This window comes from Streptomyces daliensis (assembly GCF_054782395.1).
In genome coordinates this window covers 1-23,146 of record NZ_BAAGSO010000040.1, presented here as the reverse complement: position 1 = coordinate 23,146, position 23,146 = coordinate 1, and the positions used below count along the sequence as shown (strand labels likewise).

General features: G+C 72.8%; 17 protein-coding genes and 1 tRNA gene. 10 read left to right on the top strand and 8 right to left on the bottom strand.

All coding sequences use genetic code 11. The annotated features are described in order from the left end of the window. Positions 1 to 69 precede the first annotated feature (69 nt). Together ACYVOO_RS08845 and ACYVOO_RS08840 are read right to left on the bottom strand one after the other, a co-directional pair. Complete coding sequence (locus ACYVOO_RS08845; RefSeq protein ID WP_461015074.1) at positions 70 to 870, bottom strand: phosphatidate cytidylyltransferase; 801 nt, start codon at positions 868 to 870, stop codon at positions 70 to 72. Between the two features lie 20 nt (positions 871 to 890). Next, on the bottom strand, positions 891 to 1,571 hold the full coding sequence (locus ACYVOO_RS08840; RefSeq protein ID WP_461015073.1) for a CDP-alcohol phosphatidyltransferase family protein: 681 nt from the start codon (positions 1,569 to 1,571) through the stop codon (positions 891 to 893). Positions 1,572 to 1,783: 212 nt separating this feature from the next. Between ACYVOO_RS08840 and ACYVOO_RS08835 the strand changes: the two genes are divergently transcribed. Then, a complete protein-coding gene (locus tag ACYVOO_RS08835) occupies positions 1,784 to 2,860 on the top strand; it encodes a hypothetical protein (protein ID WP_461015072.1) in 1,077 nt (358 codons plus the stop codon). Here ACYVOO_RS08835 and ACYVOO_RS08830 read toward each other — a convergent pair. The 3 genes from ACYVOO_RS08830 to ACYVOO_RS08820 all read right to left on the bottom strand — a co-directional run bounded on the left by ACYVOO_RS08830 (position 2,847) and on the right by ACYVOO_RS08820 (position 6,798). Beyond that, a complete protein-coding gene (locus tag ACYVOO_RS08830; RefSeq protein ID WP_461015071.1) occupies positions 2,847 to 3,491 on the bottom strand; it encodes a hypothetical protein in 645 nt (214 codons plus the stop codon). The two genes, ACYVOO_RS08835 and ACYVOO_RS08830, sit on opposite strands and share 14 nt — an antisense overlap. A 231-nt stretch (positions 3,492 to 3,722) precedes the next feature. Beyond that, positions 3,723 to 4,433 carry a transglycosylase family protein gene (locus tag ACYVOO_RS08825; protein WP_461015070.1) on the bottom strand — a complete coding sequence of 237 codons (711 nt, stop codon included), beginning with the start codon at positions 4,431 to 4,433 and terminating at the stop codon, positions 3,723 to 3,725. Positions 4,434 to 4,782: 349 nt separating this feature from the next. Then, positions 4,783 to 6,798, bottom strand: a complete 2,016-nt coding sequence (locus ACYVOO_RS08820; protein WP_461015069.1) for a protein kinase domain-containing protein — start codon at positions 6,796 to 6,798, stop codon at positions 4,783 to 4,785. Positions 6,799 to 7,117: 319 nt separating this feature from the next. On the opposite strand from ACYVOO_RS08820, the gene ACYVOO_RS08815 reads away from it, so the two are divergent. Further along, positions 7,118 to 9,136 carry an NB-ARC domain-containing protein gene (locus tag ACYVOO_RS08815; protein WP_461015068.1) on the top strand — a complete coding sequence of 673 codons (2,019 nt, stop codon included), beginning with the start codon at positions 7,118 to 7,120 and terminating at the stop codon, positions 9,134 to 9,136. A gap of 62 nt (positions 9,137 to 9,198) precedes the next feature. Here the strand turns inward: ACYVOO_RS08815 and ACYVOO_RS08810 are convergent, their stop codons facing one another. Beyond that, positions 9,199 to 10,845, bottom strand: coding sequence for a translation initiation factor 2 (locus ACYVOO_RS08810; RefSeq protein WP_461015067.1), 1,647 nt, complete (start codon positions 10,843 to 10,845; stop codon positions 9,199 to 9,201). Positions 10,846 to 11,105: 260 nt separating this feature from the next. Between ACYVOO_RS08810 and ACYVOO_RS08805 the strand changes: the two genes are divergently transcribed. After that, complete coding sequence (locus ACYVOO_RS08805; protein WP_461015066.1) at positions 11,106 to 11,561, top strand: hypothetical protein; 456 nt, start codon at positions 11,106 to 11,108, stop codon at positions 11,559 to 11,561. Positions 11,562 to 11,797: 236 nt separating this feature from the next. Here the strand turns inward: ACYVOO_RS08805 and ACYVOO_RS08800 are convergent. Next, positions 11,798 to 11,870 (bottom strand) — tRNA-Arg (locus ACYVOO_RS08800). A 283-nt stretch (positions 11,871 to 12,153) separates the two neighbouring features. Between ACYVOO_RS08800 and ACYVOO_RS08795 the strand changes: the two genes are divergently transcribed. From ACYVOO_RS08795 to ACYVOO_RS08765, 7 genes are all read left to right on the top strand, one after another. Continuing rightward, positions 12,154 to 14,097 carry a GTPase domain-containing protein gene (locus ACYVOO_RS08795; RefSeq protein WP_461015065.1) on the top strand — a complete coding sequence of 648 codons (1,944 nt, stop codon included), beginning with the start codon at positions 12,154 to 12,156 and terminating at the stop codon, positions 14,095 to 14,097. A gap of 5 nt (positions 14,098 to 14,102) precedes the next feature. Continuing rightward, the gene (locus ACYVOO_RS08790; RefSeq protein WP_461015064.1) at positions 14,103 to 16,520 is read left to right on the top strand and encodes a dynamin family protein; all 2,418 of its coding nucleotides are present in this window, start codon (positions 14,103 to 14,105) and stop codon (positions 16,518 to 16,520) included. A 238-nt stretch (positions 16,521 to 16,758) separates the two neighbouring features. Next, positions 16,759 to 17,427, top strand: a complete 669-nt coding sequence (locus ACYVOO_RS08785) for a single-stranded DNA-binding protein (RefSeq protein WP_461015063.1) — start codon at positions 16,759 to 16,761, stop codon at positions 17,425 to 17,427. Positions 17,428 to 17,619: 192 nt separating this feature from the next. Then, positions 17,620 to 19,101 carry a thioester domain-containing protein gene (locus ACYVOO_RS08780; protein ID WP_461015062.1) on the top strand — a complete coding sequence of 494 codons (1,482 nt, stop codon included), beginning with the start codon at positions 17,620 to 17,622 and terminating at the stop codon, positions 19,099 to 19,101. A gap of 286 nt (positions 19,102 to 19,387) precedes the next feature. Then, the gene (gene ettA / locus ACYVOO_RS08775; protein WP_453345557.1) at positions 19,388 to 21,052 is read left to right on the top strand and encodes an energy-dependent translational throttle protein EttA; all 1,665 of its coding nucleotides are present in this window, start codon (positions 19,388 to 19,390) and stop codon (positions 21,050 to 21,052) included. Positions 21,053 to 21,074: 22 nt separating this feature from the next. Next, positions 21,075 to 21,557: an acyl-CoA thioesterase gene (locus tag ACYVOO_RS08770; RefSeq protein WP_461015061.1), complete on the top strand. Its 483-nt coding sequence runs from the start codon at positions 21,075 to 21,077 to the stop codon at positions 21,555 to 21,557. Then, positions 21,523 to 22,194, top strand: coding sequence for a hypothetical protein (locus ACYVOO_RS08765; protein WP_461015060.1), 672 nt, complete (start codon positions 21,523 to 21,525; stop codon positions 22,192 to 22,194). Before ACYVOO_RS08770 ends, ACYVOO_RS08765 begins: the two co-directional genes overlap by 35 nt. A gap of 135 nt (positions 22,195 to 22,329) precedes the next feature. Here the strand turns inward: ACYVOO_RS08765 and ACYVOO_RS08760 are convergent, their stop codons facing one another. Next, positions 22,330 to 22,734, bottom strand: coding sequence for a globin (locus ACYVOO_RS08760; RefSeq protein ID WP_453345554.1), 405 nt, complete (start codon positions 22,732 to 22,734; stop codon positions 22,330 to 22,332). Positions 22,735 to 23,146 lie beyond the last annotated feature (412 nt).

The window sequence follows — 23,146 nt, the reverse complement described above, 5'->3', positions numbered from 1 at the left end:
TCCGTGCGGTGCGTAGGAGGTGTCGCCAGCGGGGCTGGCGAGGGGCCCGGTCTCGGTCCTGGCTCCGGTTCATGAGAGGACCACCGCCACGGCCAGGGCCACCAGCAGGGAGTCGACGCGGTCGAGGAGGCCGCCGAAGCCGGGCAGCCACGCGCCGGTGTCCTTGACGCCGGCGCCCCGCTTCAGCATGGATTCCAGCAGGTCGCCCAGGGGCGCCCCGACCGCGACGGCCAGCGCGAGCGGCCACGTCAGCGCGCCCGCGGCCCACAGCACCGCGACCCCGCCCAGCGCGCCGCCCGCCACGCCGCCCCAGCGTTTCGCGGGGCTGAGCGGCGAGAGCGCGGGGGACCCCGGAAGGGCGCGACCCGCGCACCACGCGGCGATGTCGCTCACCGCGATGGCCGCGCACAGCGGCAGCGCGCGCTCCCCCAGCAGCACGAGCCCGGTCAGCGGCAGCAGCCACACCACCCCGAACACCGCGCCCTTGGCACGTTCGCCCCCGCCCTCGGCGTCCCCCGCGAGCACGGGCACCAGGGCGACGGCGAGAAGGGCCGCGAGCCAGAGCCGTACGAGGGAGCCGGGTGCCAGCCAGGCCACCACGGCCAGCACGGCGACCGCGCTCACGACGACGGCCGACTCGGCGTGCCGCAGCCCGCACAGCCGCCCGTACTCGACGGCCGCGACCACGCCGAGCCCGGCCGCCAGCAGCGCGGCGCCCCCGGGCCCGGCAGCGAGCGCACCCCACACGACCGGCACGATCACGAGCCAACTGAGCCACCGTTCGACGAGTTCGCGCCGCCCCGAGCGCCACACGGCGAACCCGCTCACCGCGAAGGCGCCCCCGATTCCGCTGATTCCGCCGATGCTCATGTCCACGCCCACGCCCCCGCTCACAGGGCCCGCCAGACCCGTACGCAGCGGAGTGCCGCGGTGAGTACGGAGCCCGCGGCCAGCACCGTCAGCAGCGGGACGCTCCAGCCGGTGAGGGCGACGGCCGCCAGCAGCGCACAGCGCTCCGTCTTGCCGACGGGGCCGCCCTGGAGGCGCGGCCCTCCGGCAGCGGCCGAGGCGAGCGACACCCATGAGGGCAGCGTCGCCGCGAGCGCGGCCAGCGCCACCAGCCACCACGGGGCGACGGCGGCACATCCGGCGAGCACGGCGAACTCCGCGAGCCGGTCGCCGAGTTCGTTGACGAAGGCGCCCCGCGCGCTGGTGCGGCCCGTGTCGCGGGCGAGGGCGCCGTCGAGGTTCGCGCAGGCCAGCCGCAGGGCGAGCAGGGCGCTCGCCAGCAGCCCGGCGACGACGCCGTGCCCGGCGAGCGCGAGCGTGGCGCCAGCGGCGGCGCCCGCCGCCACGCCGGTCCAGGTCACCGCGTCGGGCGGCACCCGCAGGGCGACGAGCCGCATCCGTACGCCGGTCAGCCGTCGCGCGTACCAGGGCTTGAGCGCGTACAGCCCAAGTCGCCCCGCCCCCGCCCCGGTCCCCGCGCCAGCCCCCGAGCCCGTCTCCGTACTTGTTCGCTCGCCCGTGCCCGGCCGTAGGCCGGTACGCGGACGTGTCCCCGTTTCCATGCCCCGACAGTGGTCCCGGGAGGGCTCCGGCAGCACCCGCGCCGCTACTCGTATCGGTGCTGAGTACCGCTACTCACCGCGCGTACGCGGTCCCCACGCCCGTGCGGCACGCCCGTGCGGCCTCGCGTTCGCTGGAGCGGCACGCGATCATACGGAGGCCGGTCCGTCCGAAGCGGACGGAGAGACGTGAACGGCGTGAACGGGGAGAGACGATGGGCCTGTTGACCGTGCTGAGCCGTCGCCGAGGCGTCGCCGCGCTGCTCTGCGCCCCGGCGCTGGCGTGCGCGCTCGTCTCCTGCACCGGAGGTCCGGGCAGCGGCGACGGGGACGGCGACGGCGGAGAGGCCGAGGCCCGCGCGAGGGCGAGCGCGACCGCCGGGGCCACGGGCCGCCCGCTGCTCTCGCGGAAGGCGGCGCGCGAGGTCGTCGACCACTACGTGGAGGTCAACAACAAGGCCAACGCGCGGCAGGACGCCAAGCTGCTCTCCACGGTCGAGGGCGGGGCGCTGTTCGCGCGCAGTGAGGCCGGATACAAGCAGTTCGACACGCTGTCCAAGAAGGAGAAGGAGGGTTATCTCGTCCCCTTCACCTACGAGGACGTCTCCTTCCACATCCCCGCCAAGGGCGACTGGTTCGCCGCGACGGCGCGCGTCGACCACTCGAAGCAGCGGCGGCTGCTCGTCTTCGACAGGACGGGGCCCGAGACGGCTGAGGGGAAGCGCGGCGGGTGGAAGCTGACGGCGGTCGCGTTCCTGGAGGAGAAGCTTCCGCGCGTCGTCGAGGGCGCCGACGGCGCCGCCGCCGTCGCGGACACCGGAGAGGCCCCCGGCGAAGCACCCCTCGCCCCGGACCGGCTGCCCTCGGCCGTGACGGACCTGTACGTCACGGGCGGCGAGAAGGCGGGCGCGAAGCTCGCCCGTACGAAGCCGGTACGGCGCGCGCTGAAGATCCACCGTGAGCGGGACGAGGTGCTGGCGGAGATGGGGGTCAGGAAGCGGTTCGTCGCCGACGAACCGGAGGACCGGCGGGCCTACGCGCTGCGGACCGCCGACGGCGGCGTGCTCGCGGTCGTGCCCGTGGCCCACACCGTCGAACTCACCGCCCGGAGCGGCGAGCGTGGGAAGGGCGGGAAGGCCAGCGTGACGCCCTCCTCGGCGGAGGCCGTCTACGACGGCTCGGCGCGCCGCACCATCACCGACGACCACCTCGGGCAGGCCGTCGCCCACCTGCCGCCCTCGGGCGCTCCCAGGGTCCTCGGCGCCGACTACGCGATGATCAACTCCCGTTGACGCGGCGCGCGCTCCGCCGGTCCGCGTCGTGCCGCTGTGCCGCGGTCCCGGCCCGTCGACGGCTCCACAGCTCCCGCAGCCGCTCCAGGAGCGCGGCGACGGCGCCGTTGGCGAAGAAGACCACGATCAGCGTGCCGAGGAAGGCGATCCCCGCCTCGGCCGCGCCCGGCAGGGAGGCGCAGCGCGGGCTCAGCGACTGGTAGCACCAGCGGGGAGGGACGACTGCGAGGCCGTAGAGGAGCCCCGTCACGCCGAGTGCGGCACAGCCGACGGCTCCGGCGAGGTCGCGGCGGTGCGCCGCCTTGCCGTCGACGGGGCGGGCGTCGGCTCTCGCTTCGTCGGCGCCGCCCGTCGAACCGCCCGTCGAACCGTCCGTCGGAACGTCCGAGGTGAGGCCGCGTGCGGCGAGGCGGAACGAGCCCGACCAGCCGACCAGCGCGGCCACCGCACAGGTCAGCCCGAAGCCGACGGCGCCGCCCGGCCACTCGTCGACCAGTCCGGGCGAGAAGCGCACATGCCGCCATGCGACGACGAACCCCGCCACGAGCACCGTCGCACCCGCGAGTCCGAGCAGCACCCAGCCCGCAGCCCTCAGCGGCTGGGCCGTACCGGTACCGGTTCTGCTGGCCACCCTGTGCGTCCCCTCGCCTCGCCGCGGCTCTCCGCTCCTCCGCTCCTTCTCCGTTCACGCAGATCATATGGTCGGCGGGCCCGTACCGCGTGTCGGGTGAAGCGCGGAGGGGGCAACGGGGCGCGGGTTACCGGGGGTTGGGGTGCGTAGTGAGCGGGGGTGAAAAGAGCCGTGGCCCGCGCCCTCGGGGGGAAGGGGCGCGGACCACGGCGGTCATGGAGAGGGGCGGCGTCAGCCGATCCGGAGCTGCTGGCCGGGGAGGATGAGGTCCGGGTCGCCACCGACGACGGACTTGTTCTCCTGGTAGAGCTGCTTCCAGTCGGTGCCGTGCGCGGCGGCGATGGTGCCCAGGGTGTCGCCGGACTTCACGGTGTAGTCGCCGCCGGAGGACTGCCGCTGCGGCTGGACCGGAGCGGACTCCTGCTGCGGCTTCGCCTGCTGCTGGCTCTGCTGGCTCTGACCCTGGTTCTCGCTCTGGCTCTGCTGCTGGCTCTGCTGCGAGCTGCCGGAACCGCTGCCGGAACCGCTGCCGCTGCCGCCGCCCGTGCTGACGTCGGGCGAGGGGCCGCCCGCGCTCAGGTTGCCCGCACCGGCGCAGCTCCAGGCACCCGGGCCCTGGATGGCCAGCAGCTTCTCGGCCGCGGCTATCTGCTGGCCCTTGGTGGCGAGGTCCGCACGGGGCGCGTACTGCGTGCCGCCCGCGGCGGCCCAGCTCGAATTCGAGAACTGGAGGCCACCGTAGTAACCGTTGCCCGTGTTGATGCTCCAGTTGCCACCGGACTCGCACTGGGCGACCTTGTCCCAGGTGTCGACGGAGGCGGCCTGGGCACCGGTCGCGCTCATGAGCGGAACGGCGACGGCGGCACCCGCGACGCCGGTCACGGCTGCGATACGGGCGGCCTTGGTGGGGCGGCGGTGACGGCCCTTGCCGGAGAACAGCATGGTGTTTCTTTCCTTACGGTCGCGGCTGTCCGCCGTCAGGGGGCGGCGAACGGGTCGAGCGGTGGCGACCGTAAGCACACCCGTCCTGATGCGCCAAAAACCGTCAGGCGAGATCAAATTGCCCCCAGTGCGGCGCGGAAACCGTCATCGCCGCAGGTCAATCCCTATGGGGGCGAAGCGGACAATGGGTCCTCGGGTGGCGAAGCCGGAGAGAAGCGTCACACCGGTACGGAGCGGAGCGTGGCCGCGCGCCCACGACCCGTGTGACCTGCGCACCTGTCCGCGCGGACTCCTCGTGGGCCGCCCTCACGGGGCGGCGTGTGCGGGCCCGTTCGAGGGCCGCGCGGGGTCAGCGCGCCGCGGCGAGCCTGGTCTCGTGGAAGCCGGTGATCCGCTTGACGACGAGGGCGCCGAGCACGGCGGCCGGCACGCAGCAGAGGTTCTCCACGACGGCGAAGGCGGCCGAGACGGAGGTGGTGGCGTAGCCGCCGTCACCGGCCCAGCCGATGAACGAGGCGACGGTGGAGAAGAGGAGGAAGAGCAGCCACATCGCCCACCAGAGGCCGACCAGGGGGCTCTTCACGCCGATGAGCGGCAGGGTGCCGCCGCCCGTCGCGACGGGTCCGAACGCGCCGCCCGGCGGGGTGTGTCCGAGCGCGGAGCCCGCGCCGTTCCCGGGGAGGGAGCCGGGGCCAGGGACGGCGATGGGGCCTTCGGGGCGGCTGGCGGCCCAGATGTCCTCGATGACGCGCTTGGGCAGGAAGAGATTGCCGACGGGCAGGAACCAGCCGACGACCGCCATGCGCTTCCCGTGCCGGTTCCAGCCCGGCGCGAACACCTCGGCGTTGAGCCGTACCTGCCAGAACCACATCGACCACGCGACGACGAGTGCCACACCCGTCAGCGCCCCGAGGACTTCGAGGAGCAGCCCGGCGCCGCTCGGCCCGGCTCTGCCGTTCAGCATATTGAAGTCGAGGGGGCCTATCCGGCCTCCCGGCTCGTTCGAGACGCCGCGCGTCCCCGCCATGTGGAAGGGGAGGCTGAGGGCGGCATACACGGCGTACGCGATCAGCAGCCAGTAGGTCCGCCGCGCCAGGTCGCGCGGCGACTTCGCCCCGGCGGTGGGTGCGTTGCCGACGGCACCGGCCCCTTGTCCGGTGTCTCCGGCGTCTCCCGCGTCCCCGGCTTCCGCCTCTACGGCGTTCGTGGCCGACGGGGTCCCGCGCGGCGGTTCGTCCAGCGGGGGGCCGAAGGCGCCGACGGGTGCGGGGGCGGACGCCGGGGCCGGGTCCTGGGCGTGGACACCGCCGTACACCTCTCCGTAGGGCGCGGACCCTGGAGCCATCGCGTCCGCCGCCGCGCCCGCCGCGCCCCGCGCGTCCGGCACCTGCCCGTCGCCGCTCGGCCCCTGGCCCTGCTCCTGCTCCTGCCCCTGCCCCTGCCCCTGCCCCGGTCCGGGCAGCGGCTCCTCGTGGTCCAGCAGTTCCGCCGCGTGCCGCCCGAGCTGCGCCAGTACCTCCCCCGGCAGCCAGGCCGCGTCGATCCGCTCGTCGAGCTGCTCAGCGAGCGCGTCCAGTCCGGGCCGCCGGTCCGGGTCCTTGGCGAGGCAGGAGTCGACAAGCCCGTAGAGCCGCCCGGGCACGCCCGTCAGATCCGGCTGCTCCTCCGCGATCCGGAAGAGGAGCGCGTGCATGCCGCTGCTCTCGGTGCCGAACGGCATCCGCCCGGAGGCGGCGTAGGCCAGCACGGTGCCGAGGCAGAACACGTCGCTCGCGGCGTGCACAGGCAGCCCGCGCACCTGCTCGGGCGACATGAAACCGGGCGACCCCAGCAGCGCTCCCGTCCTGGTGAGCGGGCCCTCCGAGCGGTCGGCGGCGTCCAGGGCGCGGGCGATGCCGAAGTCGATGACGCGGGGGCCGTCGAGCGTGACGAGGATGTTGGCGGGCTTGAGGTCGCGGTGGACGAGCCCGGCGCTGTGGATGGCCCGCAGCGACTGGACGAGGCCGGAGGCGAGCGCGGTCAGGGTCCGTTCGGGCAGCGGCCCGTACGTGTCGCCGACGACCTCGGCGAGGGAGGGCCCGGCGATGTAGCCGGTGGCGACCCAGGGGGTGGCGGACTCGGTGTCGGCGTCCAGAACGGGCGCCGTCCACTCGCCGCCCACGCGCGCCGCGGCCTCGATCTCCCGCCGGAAGCGGCGCCGGAAGTCGGTCTGCCGCGCCAGCTCGGAGCGGACGACCTTGATGGCGACGGTTCGTCCGCGCTCGCTCCGCGCCAGATAGACGCGTCCCATGCCGCCTTCGCCGAGTCTGCCCAGCAGCCGATGCCCACCGATGACGCGTGGATCGTCGGCCCCCAGGCTCTGCATACGCGCGCGCTCCCCACCCCGACCGGCCTCACATGGACGCCCCAGGCTAGGTGCCCTTCCTGGGGGCGTGCGAGGCGGGTGGGGCGAAGCGGGAGCCGAACCGACGCAATCCCGGGGGATGTCGCGCAATTCCGGTAGAAGGCACGAGTGACGCGCTGCCGTGCCGCTCCAGGACCGGCCGAGCGCGCACAGCGCCCGGAACTCCGACCTGCCGGACCCGGACCTTCGGCGGCACCAGACGCCGGCCGGTCGAAGTGTCTAGAGTGCGTGATCACGGGGCAGTGTGTGCAGGGCACTACAGAGAGTCAAGGGGGCTGTCGTGAGGGTCGAACTTCCACCGGAACCGGTGCACTTTGTCAACCGTGACGACGAGCGGGAACGCGCCCTGCGCGCCGTGACGGACTGGCGGAGCCGTTCCCGGCCGCTGGTGCTGGCGCTCAGCGGCCCCGGCGGCCTGGGCAAGACGGAGCTGGCAGTCCTGATCGCCCGCGCTCTCGGGGACCGCTACCCGTTCACGGACGGCGTGCTGTCCGTCGATCTGGACGACTTCCGGGTGGACGGCGTGCTGGACCCCGGTGATGTGCTGTCCCGGTTGCTGGACTCCCTCGGCGTGGCGCCGGACCTGGTGCAGGCGCAGTACGCGGCCCGGTGCAGGCAGTTCTGGAACAGGACCTCTGAAGCAAAAATGGTCCTCCTGCTGGACAATGCCCGCTACGCCTCGGAGGTCGTCCCCCTGCTCCCGTCGTCGGGCGACAGCGTGGTGATCGTCACGAGCCACGGTCCGCTCCACGATTTCGAAGCGGGCGCCGCGGTGGATCTGGCCCTGCCGCCACTGGACGACCAGGCGGCGGCAGAGCTGCTGGAGCGGATCGTCCCTGACCACCGGCTGGCCTCGGACCCGGAGGCGACGCGGAAGATCGTCCGGTTGTGCGGCGGCCTTCCAGCGGCGCTGCACGTAGCCGGCCAGTGGGTACGTACGCACCGGCTGCGTCCGCTCTCCCGTCTCCTCGCCGACCTCACGGCCGAGCTGAACGAGAAGGGCCTGTCCGGCGTGGAGCAGCTCTGGGACGCGTTCTACGCCGATCTCTCCCGCCCGGCGGCTTCCCTCTACCGCTCGCTGGCGCACCATCCCGGCGAGACGTTCACCCTGCACTCCGCCACCGCCCTGTCGGGGCTGAGGCTGGAGGACTGCCGGGACGCCTTGGAGGAGCTCGGGGGAGCCGGATTACTGGATCTGCGCCCGCTGTCGCTGACGGAGACCGGCCAGATGAGGCTGCTGGGGCTGCTGCGCGCGCACGCCCTGCGACGGTCCCGCCAGGAGACGGCGGAGGAGGAGACGGCCGCCTCACAGGCCAGGCTGCTGCGCTGGTTCGCCCGCCAGGCCCAGCTCGCCGACCGGTTCGCGGCCGGCCGTCGGCTGACCGTCGTGGACCGTCTCGATCCGGTCCCCGGCGCGCCGGACGTTCCACTGGAGGACCCGGATACGGCCGCTGACGGCGAGACCCGGGCCGGATACGCCGTAAGCGCGGCTCGCTGGCTGGACGAGGAACGGCATGTGCTGTTCGCGTGCTCGCGCCTGGCGCACGCCCGGGGGATGGACACGGAGACCGTGGCCCTGTCCGAGCCCGTGTGGACGCACGCCCTCGACCACCCGCACCAGTCCGAGGTCGTCGATGTCTTCCGGCGCGCCGTGGACGCGGCGGTCCGGCACGGGGGCGACGCTGGATGGCTGGTGCGCACGCGCTGTCAGCTCGCCAGGCCGCTGTGGGAGTCGGAGCGGCTGCGCGAGGCCCAGGAGCAGATCGACGGTGCGATGTCCGCGGCTGAACTGCTGGGGGACTCCGTACGGGACCGGAAGCTCGCCGCCTCGGCCGTCGAGCATCGCGGCATGCTCAAGGCCGCGCGAGGCGAGTGGGATGCCGCGCTGGCCGACTTCACGGCCGCCCGCGACATGCACCGGGCGATTCCCAACGCCTACGGTGCCCTGCTCCAGACCTATCGGATGGGAGAGGCGAGCGCGAAGACGGGTGACCTCGAGACGGCCCGCCGGCTGCTGTCCGACGCGCATGCCGGGTTCGTGGAGGAGAGGCGCGAGAGGCTGATCGGACGCTCGGCGTTCGCTCTCGCAGGCGTGCTGTACCGCCTCGGCCTGACGGGTGAGGCCCGTGAGCTGTACCAGCGGTCGCTCGGACAGGCCGACGAACGTCGCTCGGGCTTCGATCTGGCACGCGTCCATGACGCGCTCGCCGAACTGGACACGGCCGAAGGCCACCTGGCGGAGGCCGAAGAGCACCGCGCGGCCGCACAGACCTTCCGGCGGCGCAACGGCCTGGGATAGCTCCGGGGCAGCTCTGGGGCAGTCCTGGGACGGCTTTGGGGCAGCTCTGGGGCAACTCTGGGCTAGATCACTTGCTCGGCTTCGGCGTTCGTGGCGGGGCGGAGGGTGATGTGGAATGTCCGCTCGCCCACGAGGCAGTTCAGCGTGGTGCGGCCGTCCGCGGCGGGCTCGTGGGAGGTCAGCCCCGCGTGTACGGCCGACAGGCCGATGGCCGGGTCGATCCGTGTCACGCGGCCTGAAGCGGACCGCGGCTCGGCCCGGACGGAGTAGGCCCGCTCGTGACCGCGCATCCGGAGCAGGCATGCGCCGTCCGGCAGTACAGCCGCCGCCGAACGGCAGCCCGGGTAGGCGGACAGGGCGTACCGGGTCCACCCGTCGGCGGTCCAGGCCAGGTCCACGGGGGCGGCGGACGGCGGGAGAGGACGACGGAACAACAGACCGGCGGAACGGGCCAGCCGTTCACTGGCGGCGCCGTGTTCCACGGCCAGGTGGTGGCCGGGGGGCCCTGTGCCGGCCGGATGTCTGGTGATCCGGACGCCGGCCGCGCCGGTCACCACGTGGACGTCGAACGCCGCCGGAACACGTGGCGCGGGCACGGGCGAGGGCAGCAGCCGGGGCGTGACGTCGTGGCCGGGTGGCGCGAGGCCGAGCAGGGCGTAGACCTCGCGTCGCAGCCGGTCCATCGCGTCACTGACGGGCGCGAACGCGGCCTGAGCGGCGGCGTGCCCGGGGCCCGGCCGGTACGCGCGCAGTGCGTCGGCGATGTTCTCGGCGATGTTCCCGGTGCTTTCCAGCCGCGGTATCCGGTCGAGGAGTACGCCCATCGGGCTGCCGGGTATCAGTTCGCCGCCGCCTGGGTGGACGCTCACGACGGGCCGGTCCCGCGCGGCGCAGTAGTACAGGGCGGCCGATCCGTGGTCGGTTACCAGGGCGTCCCCGGCGATCAGAGTGGAGGCCCACTCCTCGTGCGGGTCAGGCAGGACCATTCCCGCGTCGAGGGCCGGCGCGAGACGTTCGGCCAGCTCGTACTTCCCCAGCGAACTGCGCTCGTTCGGATGGATCACGAGCGCCAGCTGGTACTCGTCGTACGGCAGGTGTGCCGCGAGCTGGGCGGGCAGTCCGGGATGCCGCCGGATCAGGGATTCGGGCCCCCAGGTGGAGGCCAGGACCAGCAGCTCGCGGGCGCCGGTCCCCAGTGCCGCCCGGTAACGCTCACGCAAGGGGGCCGAGGCGAGTACGCGTTCCAGAGTGAGATCGCCGATCACCTTCGCACGCCGGGCGGCCCGCGGGTCCGCGGTGGCCAGCCTGGTGACCTGCTCCGGGTGGGCCAGGGCATGCAGGGCTGCCGGAGCGTGGTCGTGGGCGCGTCGCAGATACGCCGGGTCCAGTCCGGACGCCGCATGGGCCGAACCTTCGCTGCGGATTGTTTTGTTGAAACCCGCGCCGTGCGGCACGAGGACGCGTGGGCCGCGCAGCAGCCTGAGGTCGCCCTTCGGGCTCGCGGCGACGATCAGGTCGTACGAGTCGTCGCACGCCTCGCTCCACGGCACTGTGCGACCGCCGAGAGCGTCGATCGCCGAGAAGGCGTCGGTTCCGAAGTCGGAGCCGGGGATGAGTGTGAACAGGCGGGTGATCCTGACGTCTCCGGAGAAGACGGGAAGAACGTCGAGCAGGCGGTACAGGGCAACTGCCGAGCGGGCCGCGAACAAGACCCGTCGCCCGTCGCCCGTCGCCCGTCGCCCGTCGCCCGTCGCCCGTCGCCCGTCGCCCGTCGCCCGTAATCCTTCATTCTACCGGGGCTCGGCGGAAGGGTTCCACTGTTTCCGCAGGTCACGGTAGGTTCATTCGCGTCGTCGGGCGACATGATCCCATCCTATCGGCCGCTCTTTGAAGGGGGCGGAGCGTGATCCGTGCCGCACGTTCGGCGGAGATGATGCGGCGAGCAGGGGCCGATCGGGAGGATGATGGCATGAGTGACTGGGTTGTCGCCGTGATCGCCGCTGGCTCGGCGGTCGCGGGCAGTGCGGTAACCGGCTGGTACACCCGCAGCGCCGGTATCCGGCAGGCCGCCGCGGCACGTCACGCGGGAGACCGCCAGGCGGACGCGTTGCTCGAATCGGTTCACACGACGCTTCGCGCCGAGTCCGTGCAGCGCGAGTTCGCGCTTCGCCGCCAGACCTACATGGAATTCCTCGGAGCCGCTGAGGCGAGGATTCTCACCGAGCGGAGCGGGCGGGGCCAGGCCGACGATGACGTTCTGCTGCAACGCGCCTTGGGCGGGGTGACCCTGGAGGGCCCGCCCGAGGCTGCTGCCGCCGCGCAGCACCTTGTCGACTGCCTGCGGCGCCATGAGAGGCCGGATGAACTCAAGAGGGCGAAGTCGGCCTTCGTCTCCGTGGCGCAGGAGTGCTGTCGGCCCCGGTGACGACGAGGGGCCGGGGCACCGGATCAGTCTTCCGGCGTGTCTGGGGCAAGGCGCGCAAGGCGGTCTTCTCGCCGCACGGTCGCGCACGGGTTCCGGTCAGCCGCCGCCGTGCGAGTGGAGCCGAGTCGACGGGAATTTACGCCGCCGCTACGCGGTCAGCACTAGAGTGCCTCTGACCAGCAAAGATCAGTGAAAAAGCCCTCCCGGAGGGAGGGCTGTCCGCCGTGCCGATGAGGCGCCCCCGGCAGGACTCGAACCTGCGGCCAAGCGCTTAGAAGGCGCCTGCTCTATCCACTGAGCTACGGGGGCCAGTCCTGGTCGCGGATGGGCGTGCGCGCCTCCGGGTGACCATGGCGGGGTCAAGGATAGGGGTCCGGGTAGCTCGCACCGCTTGCTTCACGTCCGCGACACCATGTGGAGGTTCAGTGAAGCGGTCCCGATAATCGCAGGCGGGTGCGATTTGTGCAGCGGTTTTTGCGGCGCGCCGTGAGGGTGTTGCTCAGTCGTTATGGCTGCGCCCGCTGCGGCGGGGCCGTTCTTTGGGCCACATGGGGCGAATGGGGCAATTGCCGAGCGAATGCCGTTGTTTTCCATGCGCAGGGCCGTGGATACGCTTCAAAAACCCGCCAAAATTGGGCATTCTGCCCGTGTGGCGATCTTGGACGTACGGCCCGAAGTTCTCGACGCGTTGACCGCGCTGCGCGACCGCGTCGCCGCCGCACGCTTTCCGCTGCCGTTGGCGGGCGCCGAGCGTGCGCGCCGTTCGCGGGACGAGCTGCTCGACCAGCTCGACGACTACCTGCTCCCACGGCTGCGCGCGCCCGAGGCTCCCCTGCTCGCCGTCATCGGCGGTTCGACGGGTGCGGGCAAGTCGACACTCGTCAACTCCCTCGTCGGGCGCAGGGTCAGCGAGGCGGGCGTGCTGCGCCCCACCACGCGCACTCCGGTGCTGGTGTGCCATCCGGACGACCACCACTGGTTCGCGGGGCAGCGGGTGCTGCCCCGTCTCGGGCGCGTCTGGATGCCCCGGCAGGACGGCCGTCCGCCGGGCGTGTCGGGCTCCGGCGACTCGGGGGGCTCCGGGGGCACGGGGGGCACCGATGACGGGAGCTGTGGGGGTGGCGGGCGCGGCTCGGGCGGCGCGGGTGGCGTCGTGGACGTCACCGACGACGAACTGCTCGCCGCTGAGGAGGAGGCCGAGCGCGGCTCCGACGGCGCGGGCCAGGCCCGCGCGCTCCGTATCGAGACCGACCCCGCGCTCCCCCCTGGCCTCGCCCTGCTCGACGCCCCCGACATCGACTCTCTCGTCGCCCGCAATCGCGACCTCGCCGCCGAACTGCTCTGCGCCGCCGACATCTGGGTCCTGGTGACGACCGCAGCGCGCTACGGGGACGCGGTGCCGTGGCATCTGCTGCGCACCGCGAAGGAGTACGACGTCACGCTCGCCACCGTCCTGGACCGGGTGCCGCACCAGATCGCGCCCGACGTGGCCCGGCAGTACGGGCTGCTCCTCGACCGGGACGGGCTCGCCGACGTACCCCGCTTCACCATCCCCGAACTGCCCGAGTCCGCCGGCGGCTCAGGACTGCTGCCGGTCACCGCCGTGGCGGGGCTGCGCGAGTGGCTGACCCAGCGGGCGCGGGATCCCGCCGCGCGCGCGGTCGCGGCCGAACGTACGGCGACGGGCGCGCTCGCGTCCCTGCGCCCCCGCGTCGGCGCCCTCGCGAACGCCGCCGCCGCGCAGCACGCCGCCGCCCAGCGCCTGATGGGGCACATCGAGGAGGCGTACGAGGAGGCCGCGGCGCGCGTACGGCAGCGGATCGACGACGGCGAACTGCTGGCCGGTGACGCCGCCGCGCACTGGCGCGGCTTCCCCGTGGACAGCGGCGGCGACGAACTCCTGGACGCCTTCGAGGACGGACTCACCGCGCTCCTCGCCGGTGCCGTCGCGTCGGCGGACGAGCGCGCGAACGGCGCCTGGCGCGGCGAGCCGGGTGCCCCGGCGGTCGCCATGGGGGGTGCCGTGGGTGCCGTCGACACGGGGAGCGCGGGGAGCGCGGTGGGTGTCCCCGACACGGCAGGTGGAGCCGGGGAGGCCGGGGAGGAGGCGCGCGGGCGGATGGGCGTGCTCGTACGGCGCTGGCGCCGCTGCCTCGTAGAGCTGGCCGAGGAGGAGGCGAGGGCCGCCGAGCGGACGTCCGTCGCCGAGGCGGACGAGGCCGCGGGGCTCCTCGCGACGGCGCTGCTGGGCGGCGAACGGGCCCGGGACGCCTACCGGACGCTCCACGGACTCCTGGGCGCCGAGGGCGCGAAGCGCCTCCGTCGGAGCGGACGGCGGCTCCTGTCCACCTATGTGGAGCGGGTGCTGTATGGGGAACGCGCCCGTCGGCTGGCGCCACTGGAGGAACTGGAGGCCACCGCGGATCCGCAGGTGGAACTGATCGCCGCGTTCTCCGTGCTGCACGCCGCTCAGGCGGAACGGCCCGGAGCGCGGGTGCGGGAGCGGGAGGTGGCGCAGTGGCAGAGGGAGAGGTGACGGGGATGTCGTCCGAGAACGCCCGTACGGGTGGTTTCCCCGGGGAGGGGGACGAAGAGCGAGACGTCGAGGCAGGGGTCCAGGGGACGTCGGCGGCCGGGGAGCCGGAGCCGGATTCGGAGCCGTCAGCAGGGGGCGGCGCCGTAACCGTGCCGGACGAGGCGAGCGCGGACGCGAGCGTGCACGGGCGCTCCTGGAACGACGGGCTGATCGCGCGCCGCGCGACCCTCGGCCCGGCCACGGCGGCGCGCAGGGCCGAGGCCCGCCACGAACGGGAGAGGGAGCGCGAGCTGGAGCGCGAACGGAACCGTCAGCGAGAACAGGAAGCGCGAGGCCCGGGGGACCCGGTGTCGCGGGAGGCGCCCATGGCCGTCACAGGGCGAACCGCTGACTCGCGCCGCGACCCGTACGACCGTGATGCGTACGGCCGCGACGCGTACGTGCGCGGGCCGCAGCGGCCCGGCCCCGGCTCCGGCCCTCGCCCCGGCTCCCATCCCGGCGACGACGCGCTGCGGCAGCGGCTCGGGGCGCTGCGCGAGCTGATCGGGCTGTCGCGGGCGCGCGTGGAGGGGCGGGAACTGGCCGAGGCGGGGCGCGTACTCGACGAGGCGGGCGCCCGGGGGCGGCTGCCCCGCGCTTACACGACCGTCGCGATCGCCGGGGCGACCGGCAGCGGGAAGTCGTCGCTCTTCAACGCGCTCGCCGAAGGACGCTTCTCCGAGACCGGAATGCGTCGGCCCACCACGGCCCTGCCGGTGGCCTGCACCTGGGAGGCTGAGGAAGCGGGCGGCGCCGACGGCCTCCTCGACCGCCTCGGCATCGCGCCGGACGTGCGTCACCGCGCCACGGACCGGACGGTTCCGGAACACGGCCGCCCGGCCCCTGGCCCCCAGGCGGAACGGGAGACGGATTCCACGAGCACGGACCTCGCGAGCACGGATCCCGCGAGCACGGACGCCGCGAACAGAGGCGCCGCGCGCACGGACACCGCACCGGCCACCCCGCTGGACGGGCTCGTGCTGATCGACCTGCCCGACCACGACTCGGTCGCCGAGGGCCACAGGGAGCAGGTCGACAAGCTGCTGCGGCTGGTCGACGCGGTGGTCTGGGTGGTGGACCCCGAGAAGTACGCCGACGCGGTGCTGCACGAGCGCTATCTGCGCCCGCTCGCCGGATACGCGGAGGTCACCTTCGTCGTACTGAACCAGACCGACCGGCTGCCGGGCGAGGCCACGGGCACGGTCCTCGACGACCTGCGGCGGCTGCTGGACGAGGACGGCATGGCGCTGGGCGAGCACGGCGAGCCCGGAGCGCGCGTGCTGGCGACCTCGGCGCTCACCGGTGACGGCGTCGCGGAACTCCGCGCCGAACTCGCCGATTTCGTCGCCACCAGGAACGCGCCCGTACTGCGCCTGAGTGCCGACGTGGACGGCGCCGTGGAACGCCTGCGTCCGGTCTACGCGGACCCGGCCCCGGGTCCGGGCTCTGGCCTCGCTCCCGTCACCGGGGCGGCAGGCGTGGAGTGCGCCCAGGAACCCGTGGGCCTGACGGAGCGCGTACGGGAGGACTTCGAGGACCGCCTGGCCTCGGCCGTGGGCGCCACGGCGGCGGGCCAGGCGGCGGAGCGTGCGTGGCTGCGGCACGCGGAGCGCTCGTGCGGTACGTCGTGGTCGCGGCTGCTGCGCCGGTACAGGGCGGGTGCCGAGGCGGGGGCCCGGCGGAACGGTGACGTGGCGGTCCCGTCGGTCCCGTCGGGCTCGACGGACGGCGGCGTCGTGCACGGCGCGGACGAGGAAGCGGATGGGGAAGCGGACCCCCCGCGTCCGGGACCGAGCGTCGCGCGCCCTGTGGTGGCACAGGCCGTACGGGAGCTGTCGGAGCGCGCCTCGGCCGGGCTGCCCGAGGCATGGGCGCTGACGGTGCGCGACGCGGCCTGGCGCGGCGCCGAGGCGCTGCCGGAGGCGCTGGACGAGGCCGTACGGGAGGAAGCGCCGGAGCGGGTGGGGGCGGAGGACTCCGGTTGCTCCGGCGCGGACTTCGCGCCGGCCGCCGGGGGCCCGAGGCCGCGCCCGCCGTGGTGGACGGCGGCGACCACGGCCCAGGGGCTGCTGACGGCGCTCCAGTTGCTGGGCGTGCTGTGGCTGCTCGCCGCGATGGCCGGGCTGAGCGACGGCGCGGGATGGCTTCCGGTGCTGCTGATGGCGGGCGGCTCGCTCGGCGGACCGCTGCTGGCCTGGGGGTGCCGTACCGCGGCGAGGGGCCCGGCACGCGCGTACGGGCTGGAGGAGGAGCGCCGTCTGCGGCGCCTGGCGGCGGGGTGCGGCCGTACGCGGGTGCTGGAGCCGGTGGCCGCGGAACTGCTGCGGTACAGGGAGGTGCGGGAGCAGTACGTGATCGCCGCGGGGGACCGCGTCGGGATCTAGGGCCCGCCGGGTCCCGGGACGACCTGACTGGCACCCTCACCTCTCCGTCTCACTCGGTCGGGTGAGGGAGTTATCCACAACTGGCGCGTCATACCCAGCTTTGGGATGGATCCGCCCGGCATCGCCGGAGACGTGCATCCTGGAATCTCCGCGGGGCCGGAGCAAGGGACGGCCCGGAGAGCACGAGACGCGGCGGCCGTCGTGAGAGCGGCGGTCGCCCAGGGGGAGGCGGTTTGCTGTGCATGAGGCACATGTGACGGTGGTGGGGAACGCGGCGACGCGGGTCGAGTTCAAGACGTCGGCGTCCGGGGCCCCCGTCGCCCGGTTCCGGCTCGCGAGCACGGTCCGGCGCTTCGACCAGCAACGGGGCTGCTGGTCGGACGCGTACACCAGCTTTTTCACGGTATGGGCCTGGCGCGGTCTCGCCGCGAACGTCGCGTCATCGGTGGCCGTCGGCGAGCCGGTCATCGTGCAGGGGCAGTTGCGGATCCGGGAGGGCGAGAAGGAGGGGCGGCGCTTCGTGGCCGCGGATCTGACCGCGTCGACGGTCGGGCACGACCTCTCGCGCGGCACCTCGGCCTTCGTCCGCGTGGTCCAGGCGAAGCCGGGCCTGACGCCCTCCCCTTCCCTTTCTCTTTCCCCTTCTCCTTCCTTCTCGGCGCCCTTCCCGGGCGTGCCGGACGAAGGTGAGCGGGGAGGCGGCGGCGTGCCGCCGGGCGATGCGGTGCCGGAACCGGCGGCGCTGGAGGCGCCCCCTTCGGGCGGGGAGGAACGCGTGCCCCTGGCACTGGAAGAGGGGCCGGATAAGGGGTCCGGAGGGAAGCCGGAAAACGAGCCGGACGGGAGTGTGATGTGGGCAACTGCGGTTCCCGGCGCGGTTGTTCCAGGTCAGCGGGCCGGGTCGTGAACGTCCCGGTCCGTTCGGATTCGCTGATAACGATTGCGAGTCAGAACGCTTGTGCGCCGGGATTGATGGGGAACGTGTTACGCCTGCTCTCTACGATCCGTCGCGTAGCTGACGGGGGTTGAGCGTTCATGGGCGAGACACCACCACGGGGGCGACTGCCATCGCCGCCCGTCTCGCCCAGAGGGGAAGACCATGACGTTTGTACGCAGGCGGGCCATCGTTCGCCGGGCTGTCGCGGCAGTGGCCTCAGCAGGGCTGCTCGCTGCCGGGGCACTGGTCGGCGCGGGTCCGGCCGCCGCCGCGGGCGCGCCGTCGCCGCACGGCGGTGCGACGGCGACACTGCACGGCCTGGAGATCTACGACCAGGCGGTGGTCCGCAAGGACGGCGAGAGCAGAAAGACCGGGGCCGGGCTCTTCGAGATGGGGGTCCAGGGCGGAGGCACCCTCCAGTCCTACTGCGTGGACGTCGACAACCCCACCCAGGAGCAGGCGCGTTATCAGGAGGTGCCCTCCAGCGCTTCCTCGCTGCACGCGAACAAGGACGCGGGGAAGATCCGCTGGATCCTGCGGCACTCGTATCCGCAGGTCAATGACCTCCAGTCGCTCGCGAAGTCGTCCGGTGCCAAGAGGCTCACGCCGGACACGGCGGCGGCGGGTACACAGGTCGCGATATGGCGGTATTCCGACGACGCCGAGGTGGAGGCCCTCGATCCGGACGCCGAGAAGCTCGCCGACCACCTGGAGAAGGCCGCCCGGAACGTCTCCGAGCCCCGTGCCTCGCTGAGCCTCGAACCCGCCGAGGTCTCGGGCAAGGCGGGCGGCAGGATCGGTCCCGTCACGGTGCGCACGAGCGAGCCGAGCGTGGCCGTGGCACCCGCTGCCGACGCCGCGACCAGCGGCGTCCACCTCGTCGGCAAGGACGGCAAGCCCGTGGACACGGCCCGTAACGGCACCGAGCTGTATTTCGACGTGCCGGAGGACACGGATCCCGGCAGTACCTCACTCACCGTGCAGACCTCGGCCAAGGTCCCCGTGGGCCGCACCTTCGCGGGCGTCGGCGAGCACGCCAAGAGCCAGACGCAGATACTCGCCGGGTCCAGCTCCTCCACGGTCTCCGCGACCGCGACGGCGAACTGGGCCGACGGCGGAGCGATACCCGCCGCCACCGCCCAGAAGAACTGCGCCAAGGGCGGTGTGGACGTCACCGTGACCAACGGCGGTGACGAGCCCTTCGCCTTCCGCCTCTCCGGCGAGAAGCACGAGATACCCGTGGGCGGCAAGGACACGATCACGGTGCCCGTCGAGGAGGACCAGCCCTACCGGATAGCGATCTCCGGGCCCCACGGTTTCGAGAAGACCTTCTCCGGAGTGCTGGACTGCGCCACGGCGAGCGCCGTGAGCACACAGGACGAGGCGGACATGGCGCCGCAGACCCAGCCGGCCACGGTCGGCGGCGGGGAGGGCGCCACCGCGGACGGCTCCGCCGACCTCGCCGAGACCGGTGCCAGCAGCAGCACCCCGTGGATCATCGGCATCGCCATCGGCCTGGTGGTCGTCGGCGGTGTGGCGGTCCTCGCCGTACGCAGGCGTGGCCCCGAGACGGCCGAGGGCACCCCGAGCACCGAGGGCGACGCGAGCACCGGGAGCGCCGAGAAGGCCGACGGCAAGGAGTAGCCGCACGGCTACGCACACCTACGCACACCTACACGTACCGCGCGCGGAGACGGGCCGGCGCGTGACGTGGCCGGGCCCTGGAGCCGTCCCGGAAGGGCGGTCCGGGGGCCGGTGCCGGGCCGGGGCGGTGACCGCCCCGTTTCGGGCCTGGCGGGGGTGTGCGGCAAGATGGGTTCTATATGCCTACGCGGCGATGTCGCGCCCGACCACGCGGCACCCCGTCGCGTGATGACCTGCGCGGCGGCTCCCGCCGCTTCGACACCTACAGATTGCCGGACGGTTCCTCTTGGCTGAGTACATCTACACCATGCGCAAGGCGCGCAAGGCGCACGGCGACAAGGTGATCCTCGACGACGTCACCCTGAGCTTTCTGCCCGGCGCGAAGATCGGTGTCGTGGGCCCGAACGGCGCCGGTAAGTCCACGGTGCTGAAGATCATGGCCGGGCTGGAGCAGCCGTCCAACGGTGACGCGTTCCTCTCTCCCGGTTACAGCGTCGGCATCCTGCTCCAGGAGCCGCCGCTGGACGAGACGAAGACCGTGCTGGAGAACGTGCAGGACGGCGTCGCGGAGATCAAGGCGAAGCTCGACCGCTTCAACGAGATCGCCGAAGAGATGGCCACCGACTACTCCGACGCGCTGATGGAGGAGATGGGCCAGCTCCAGGAGAAGCTCGACCACGCCAACGCCTGGGACCTCGACGCCCAGCTCGAGCAGGCCATGGACGCCCTGGGCTGCCCGCCTGGCGACTGGCCCGTGGTCAACCTCTCCGGTGGTGAGAAGCGCCGCGTCGCGCTCTGCAAGCTCCTGCTGGAGCAGCCCGACCTGCTCCTCCTCGACGAGCCCACCAACCACCTGGACGCCGAGTCCGTCCAGTGGCTGGAGCAGCACCTCGCGAAGTACCCCGGCACCGTCATCGCGATCACGCACGACAGGTACTTCCTGGACAACGTCGCCGAGTGGATCATGGAGCTGGACCGCGGCCGTGCCGTGGGCTACGAGGGCAACTACTCCACCTACCTGGAGAAGAAGCAGGCCCGTCTCAAGGTCGAGGGCCAGAAGGACGCCAAGCGCCAGAAGCGTCTCAAGGACGAGCTGGACTGGGTGCGCTCCAACGCCAAGGGGCGGCAGGCCAAGTCGAGGGCCCGTCTGACCCGTTACGAGGAGATGGCCGCCGAGGCCGAGAAGACCAGGAAGCTGGACTTCGAGGAGATCCAGATCCCGCCGGGCCCGCGACTGGGCAACGTCGTCGTCGAGGTCGAGCACCTCCACAAGGCGTTCGGCGACAAGGTCCTCATCGACGACCTCTCCTTCACCCTCCCGCGCAACGGCATCGTCGGCGTCATCGGCCCGAACGGCGCGGGCAAGACGACGCTGTTCAAGATGATCCAGGGCCTGGAGGAGCCGGACGCGGGCGCCATCAAGGTCGGTGACACGGTCAAGATCTCCTACGTCGACCAGAGCCGCGAGAACATCGACCCCAAGAAGACGCTGTGGGCGGTCGTCTCGGACGAGCTGGACTACATCAACGTCGGCCAGGTCGAGATGCCCTCGCGCGCGTACGTGTCGGCGTTCGGTTTCAAGGGCCCGGACCAGCAGAAGCCCGCGGGCGTCCTCTCCGGCGGTGAGCGCAACCGCCTGAACCTGGCGCTGACGCTCAAGCAGGGCGGCAACCTGCTCCTCCTCGACGAGCCGACGAACGACCTCGACGTGGAGACGCTCTCCTCCCTGGAGAACGCGCTGCTGGACTTCCCCGGCTGCGCCGTGGTCGTCTCCCACGACCGCTGGTTCCTGGACCGCGTGGCCACCCACATTCTCGCCTACGAGGGGGAGTCCAAGTGGTTCTGGTTCGAGGGCAACTTCGAGTCGTACGAGAAGAACAAGATCGAGCGGCTGGGCCCGGACGCGGCCCGTCCGCACCGCGCGACCTACAAGAAGCTCACGCGCGGCTGAGGACGGGGCAGGCGAGCTGAGCGTGCGACACACATACCAGTGCCCCCTGCGCTGGTCGGACATGGATGCCTTCGGGCACGTCAACAACGTGGTCTTCCTCCGCTATCTGGAGGAGGCCCGCATCGACTTCATGTTCCGGCTGGCGCGGGAGGCGGCGTCGTCGGCGGAAACGGACGCGGGCGAGGGCGAGGGGGACCAGGCCGGTGAGGTCGCACCGTTCACGGGCGGCACCGTCGTGGCGCGGCACGAGATCGACTACCTGCGTCCGCTGGTGCACCGGCACACGCCGGTCACCATCGAGACATGGGTGACCAAGATCAGTGCGGCGTCCACGACGGTGGCGTACGAGGTCAAGGACGCGGACACGGTGTACGTACGGGCGCAGACGATCGTCGTGCCGTACAACCTGGAGAAGGAACGCCCCCGGCGGCTCACGGCCGCCGAGAAGGGGTTCCTGGAGGGCTATTTCGATGACAGTGCGGCAGCGGCGGCTGGTATTCGCTGACCCTGGAGAGGCGGCGGGGCTCGTCGCGTTCCTGGGGCGGCTGCTGCGCTGGGAGAAGAACGCGGCCGTCCGTATCCAGGCGGGCGGCGGCGTCGCGGCGGTCTTCGCCAAGCCCGCGCGGTTCGAGGTGCTGGCCGTCCTGACCGGGCGCCTGCTGGAGCCGGTGGAGCTGGACGTCACGGTCTCCGCGGGTGAACTCCTGGAAGGCGTCGAGGAGAAGACCGAGACGGTGACCGTTCCCAGCGCCGTCACGGGCCCGCCCTGGGCCGGGGTGCTGCCGCCGAAGGGCGGCTGGCAGGCGTTCGCCGACGTCCCGCCGGACGCGGTGCGCGCTGTCGCCGCCGCGGCGGTCGGCGAGTTCCGCGAGCGCGCCGAGAAGCTGGGGGTGGGGCAGCGCAATCCCACCCGCGAGGAGCTGGACGCGCTCGCGGAGGAGATCTGGTCGCGGCCCCTGGGCAGGACGGAACTTCCGCTGCGCGCGGCGCACGCGGCACACGCGCTGGGGTTCCTGCGCGGCAAGGAGCCCGTGTCGCTGCTGCGCGCTGGCACGTGGCTGCGGCTGCGTACGCCCTACGGCTCCGTGGTGGTACGCCGCCTCGGCGAACGCGGCTCGGGGCTGAGCGTCACCCCTGTGTGAGTGCCACCCTTGTGTGGGCGTCAGCCCTGTGTGAGCGCCACCCCTGTGTGAGCGCCCGCCCTCCCCGTTTCCCCGCCCGTTTTCCCCTGCCCCCGCTCCGTGTCCCCGTGCCCCGGCCGGGGCACGGGAGGGGGGTCAGTCGGCGGAGTTGACCATGGACCTGGCCGCGTACACGAGGTAGTCCCAGAGCTGACGCTCGTGCTCGGGGGCCAGTTCCAGGCTCTCGACGGCGTCGCGCATGTGCCGGAGCCAGGCGTCGTGGGCCGCCTGATCGACCTTGAACGGTGCGTGCCGCATGCGCAGCCGCGGGTGGCCGCGGTTGTCGCTGTACGTGCGGGGGCCGCCCCAGTACTGCATCAGGAAGAGCGCCAGGCGCTCCTCGGCCGGGCCGAGGTCCTCCTCCGGGTACATGGGACGCAGCAGCGGATCTTCCGCCACGCCCTGGTAGAACCGGTGCACGAGCCGTCGGAAGGTCTCCTCGCCGCCGACCTGCTCGTAAAAGGTCTGCGTCTGCAAGCTGCCGCGCGGAATCTCCATCACTCCTCCATGGTCGCAGACGCGACGACCCAGGCCCTGAGACCTAGGGGGTGTCTTCAACGTCCCGTCTGGGCCGCGACGCCTGGCACGCACGCTCGCGACGTTGTCGGTCGTCAGCGCAGCCCTCCCCCAGGCCCTCCGGGCGGGAGGTACCCTCCCCCAGGCCCTCCGGGCGGGAGGTACCCTCCCCCAGGCCCTCCGGGCTGGGAGGTACCCCCGGCGCTCTCCTCCCTCCGCCTTGCGATCGCACGCACCAGACTCCCCCAGCTACCGCTGGGAGGTACCCCCGGCGGCCCCCGGCCTAACGGCCGGACGACGCTACGTCGAAGACACCCCCTAGGTCGTTTCTGATGGCTCTTGCTGGGGTGGGTGGATCAATGCTGGGGATGGGCAGGCGCGTCGTATGGTGCGGCGA

Excerpts from the sequence above, each read along its gene's own strand:
- ACYVOO_RS08780 (WP_461015062.1), top strand. The coding sequence starts at position 17,620 with ATGACGTTTGTACGCAGGCGGGCCATCGTTCGCCGGGCTGTCGCGGCA.
- ACYVOO_RS08825 (WP_461015070.1), bottom strand. The coding sequence starts at position 4,433 with ATGCTGTTCTCCGGCAAGGGCCGTCACCGCCGCCCCACCAAGGCCGCC.
- ACYVOO_RS08765 (WP_461015060.1), top strand. The coding sequence starts at position 21,523 with ATGACAGTGCGGCAGCGGCGGCTGGTATTCGCTGACCCTGGAGAGGCG.
- ACYVOO_RS08835 (WP_461015072.1), top strand. The coding sequence starts at position 1,784 with ATGGGCCTGTTGACCGTGCTGAGCCGTCGCCGAGGCGTCGCCGCGCTG.
- ACYVOO_RS08820 (WP_461015069.1), bottom strand. The coding sequence starts at position 6,798 with ATGCAGAGCCTGGGGGCCGACGATCCACGCGTCATCGGTGGGCATCGG.
- ACYVOO_RS08795 (WP_461015065.1), top strand. The coding sequence starts at position 12,154 with ATGCGCAGGGCCGTGGATACGCTTCAAAAACCCGCCAAAATTGGGCAT.
- ACYVOO_RS08845 (WP_461015074.1), bottom strand. The coding sequence starts at position 870 with ATGAGCATCGGCGGAATCAGCGGAATCGGGGGCGCCTTCGCGGTGAGC.
- ACYVOO_RS08790 (WP_461015064.1), top strand. The coding sequence starts at position 14,103 with ATGTCGTCCGAGAACGCCCGTACGGGTGGTTTCCCCGGGGAGGGGGAC.
- ACYVOO_RS08805 (WP_461015066.1), top strand. The coding sequence starts at position 11,106 with ATGAGTGACTGGGTTGTCGCCGTGATCGCCGCTGGCTCGGCGGTCGCG.
- ACYVOO_RS08840 (WP_461015073.1), bottom strand. The coding sequence starts at position 1,571 with ATGGAAACGGGGACACGTCCGCGTACCGGCCTACGGCCGGGCACGGGC.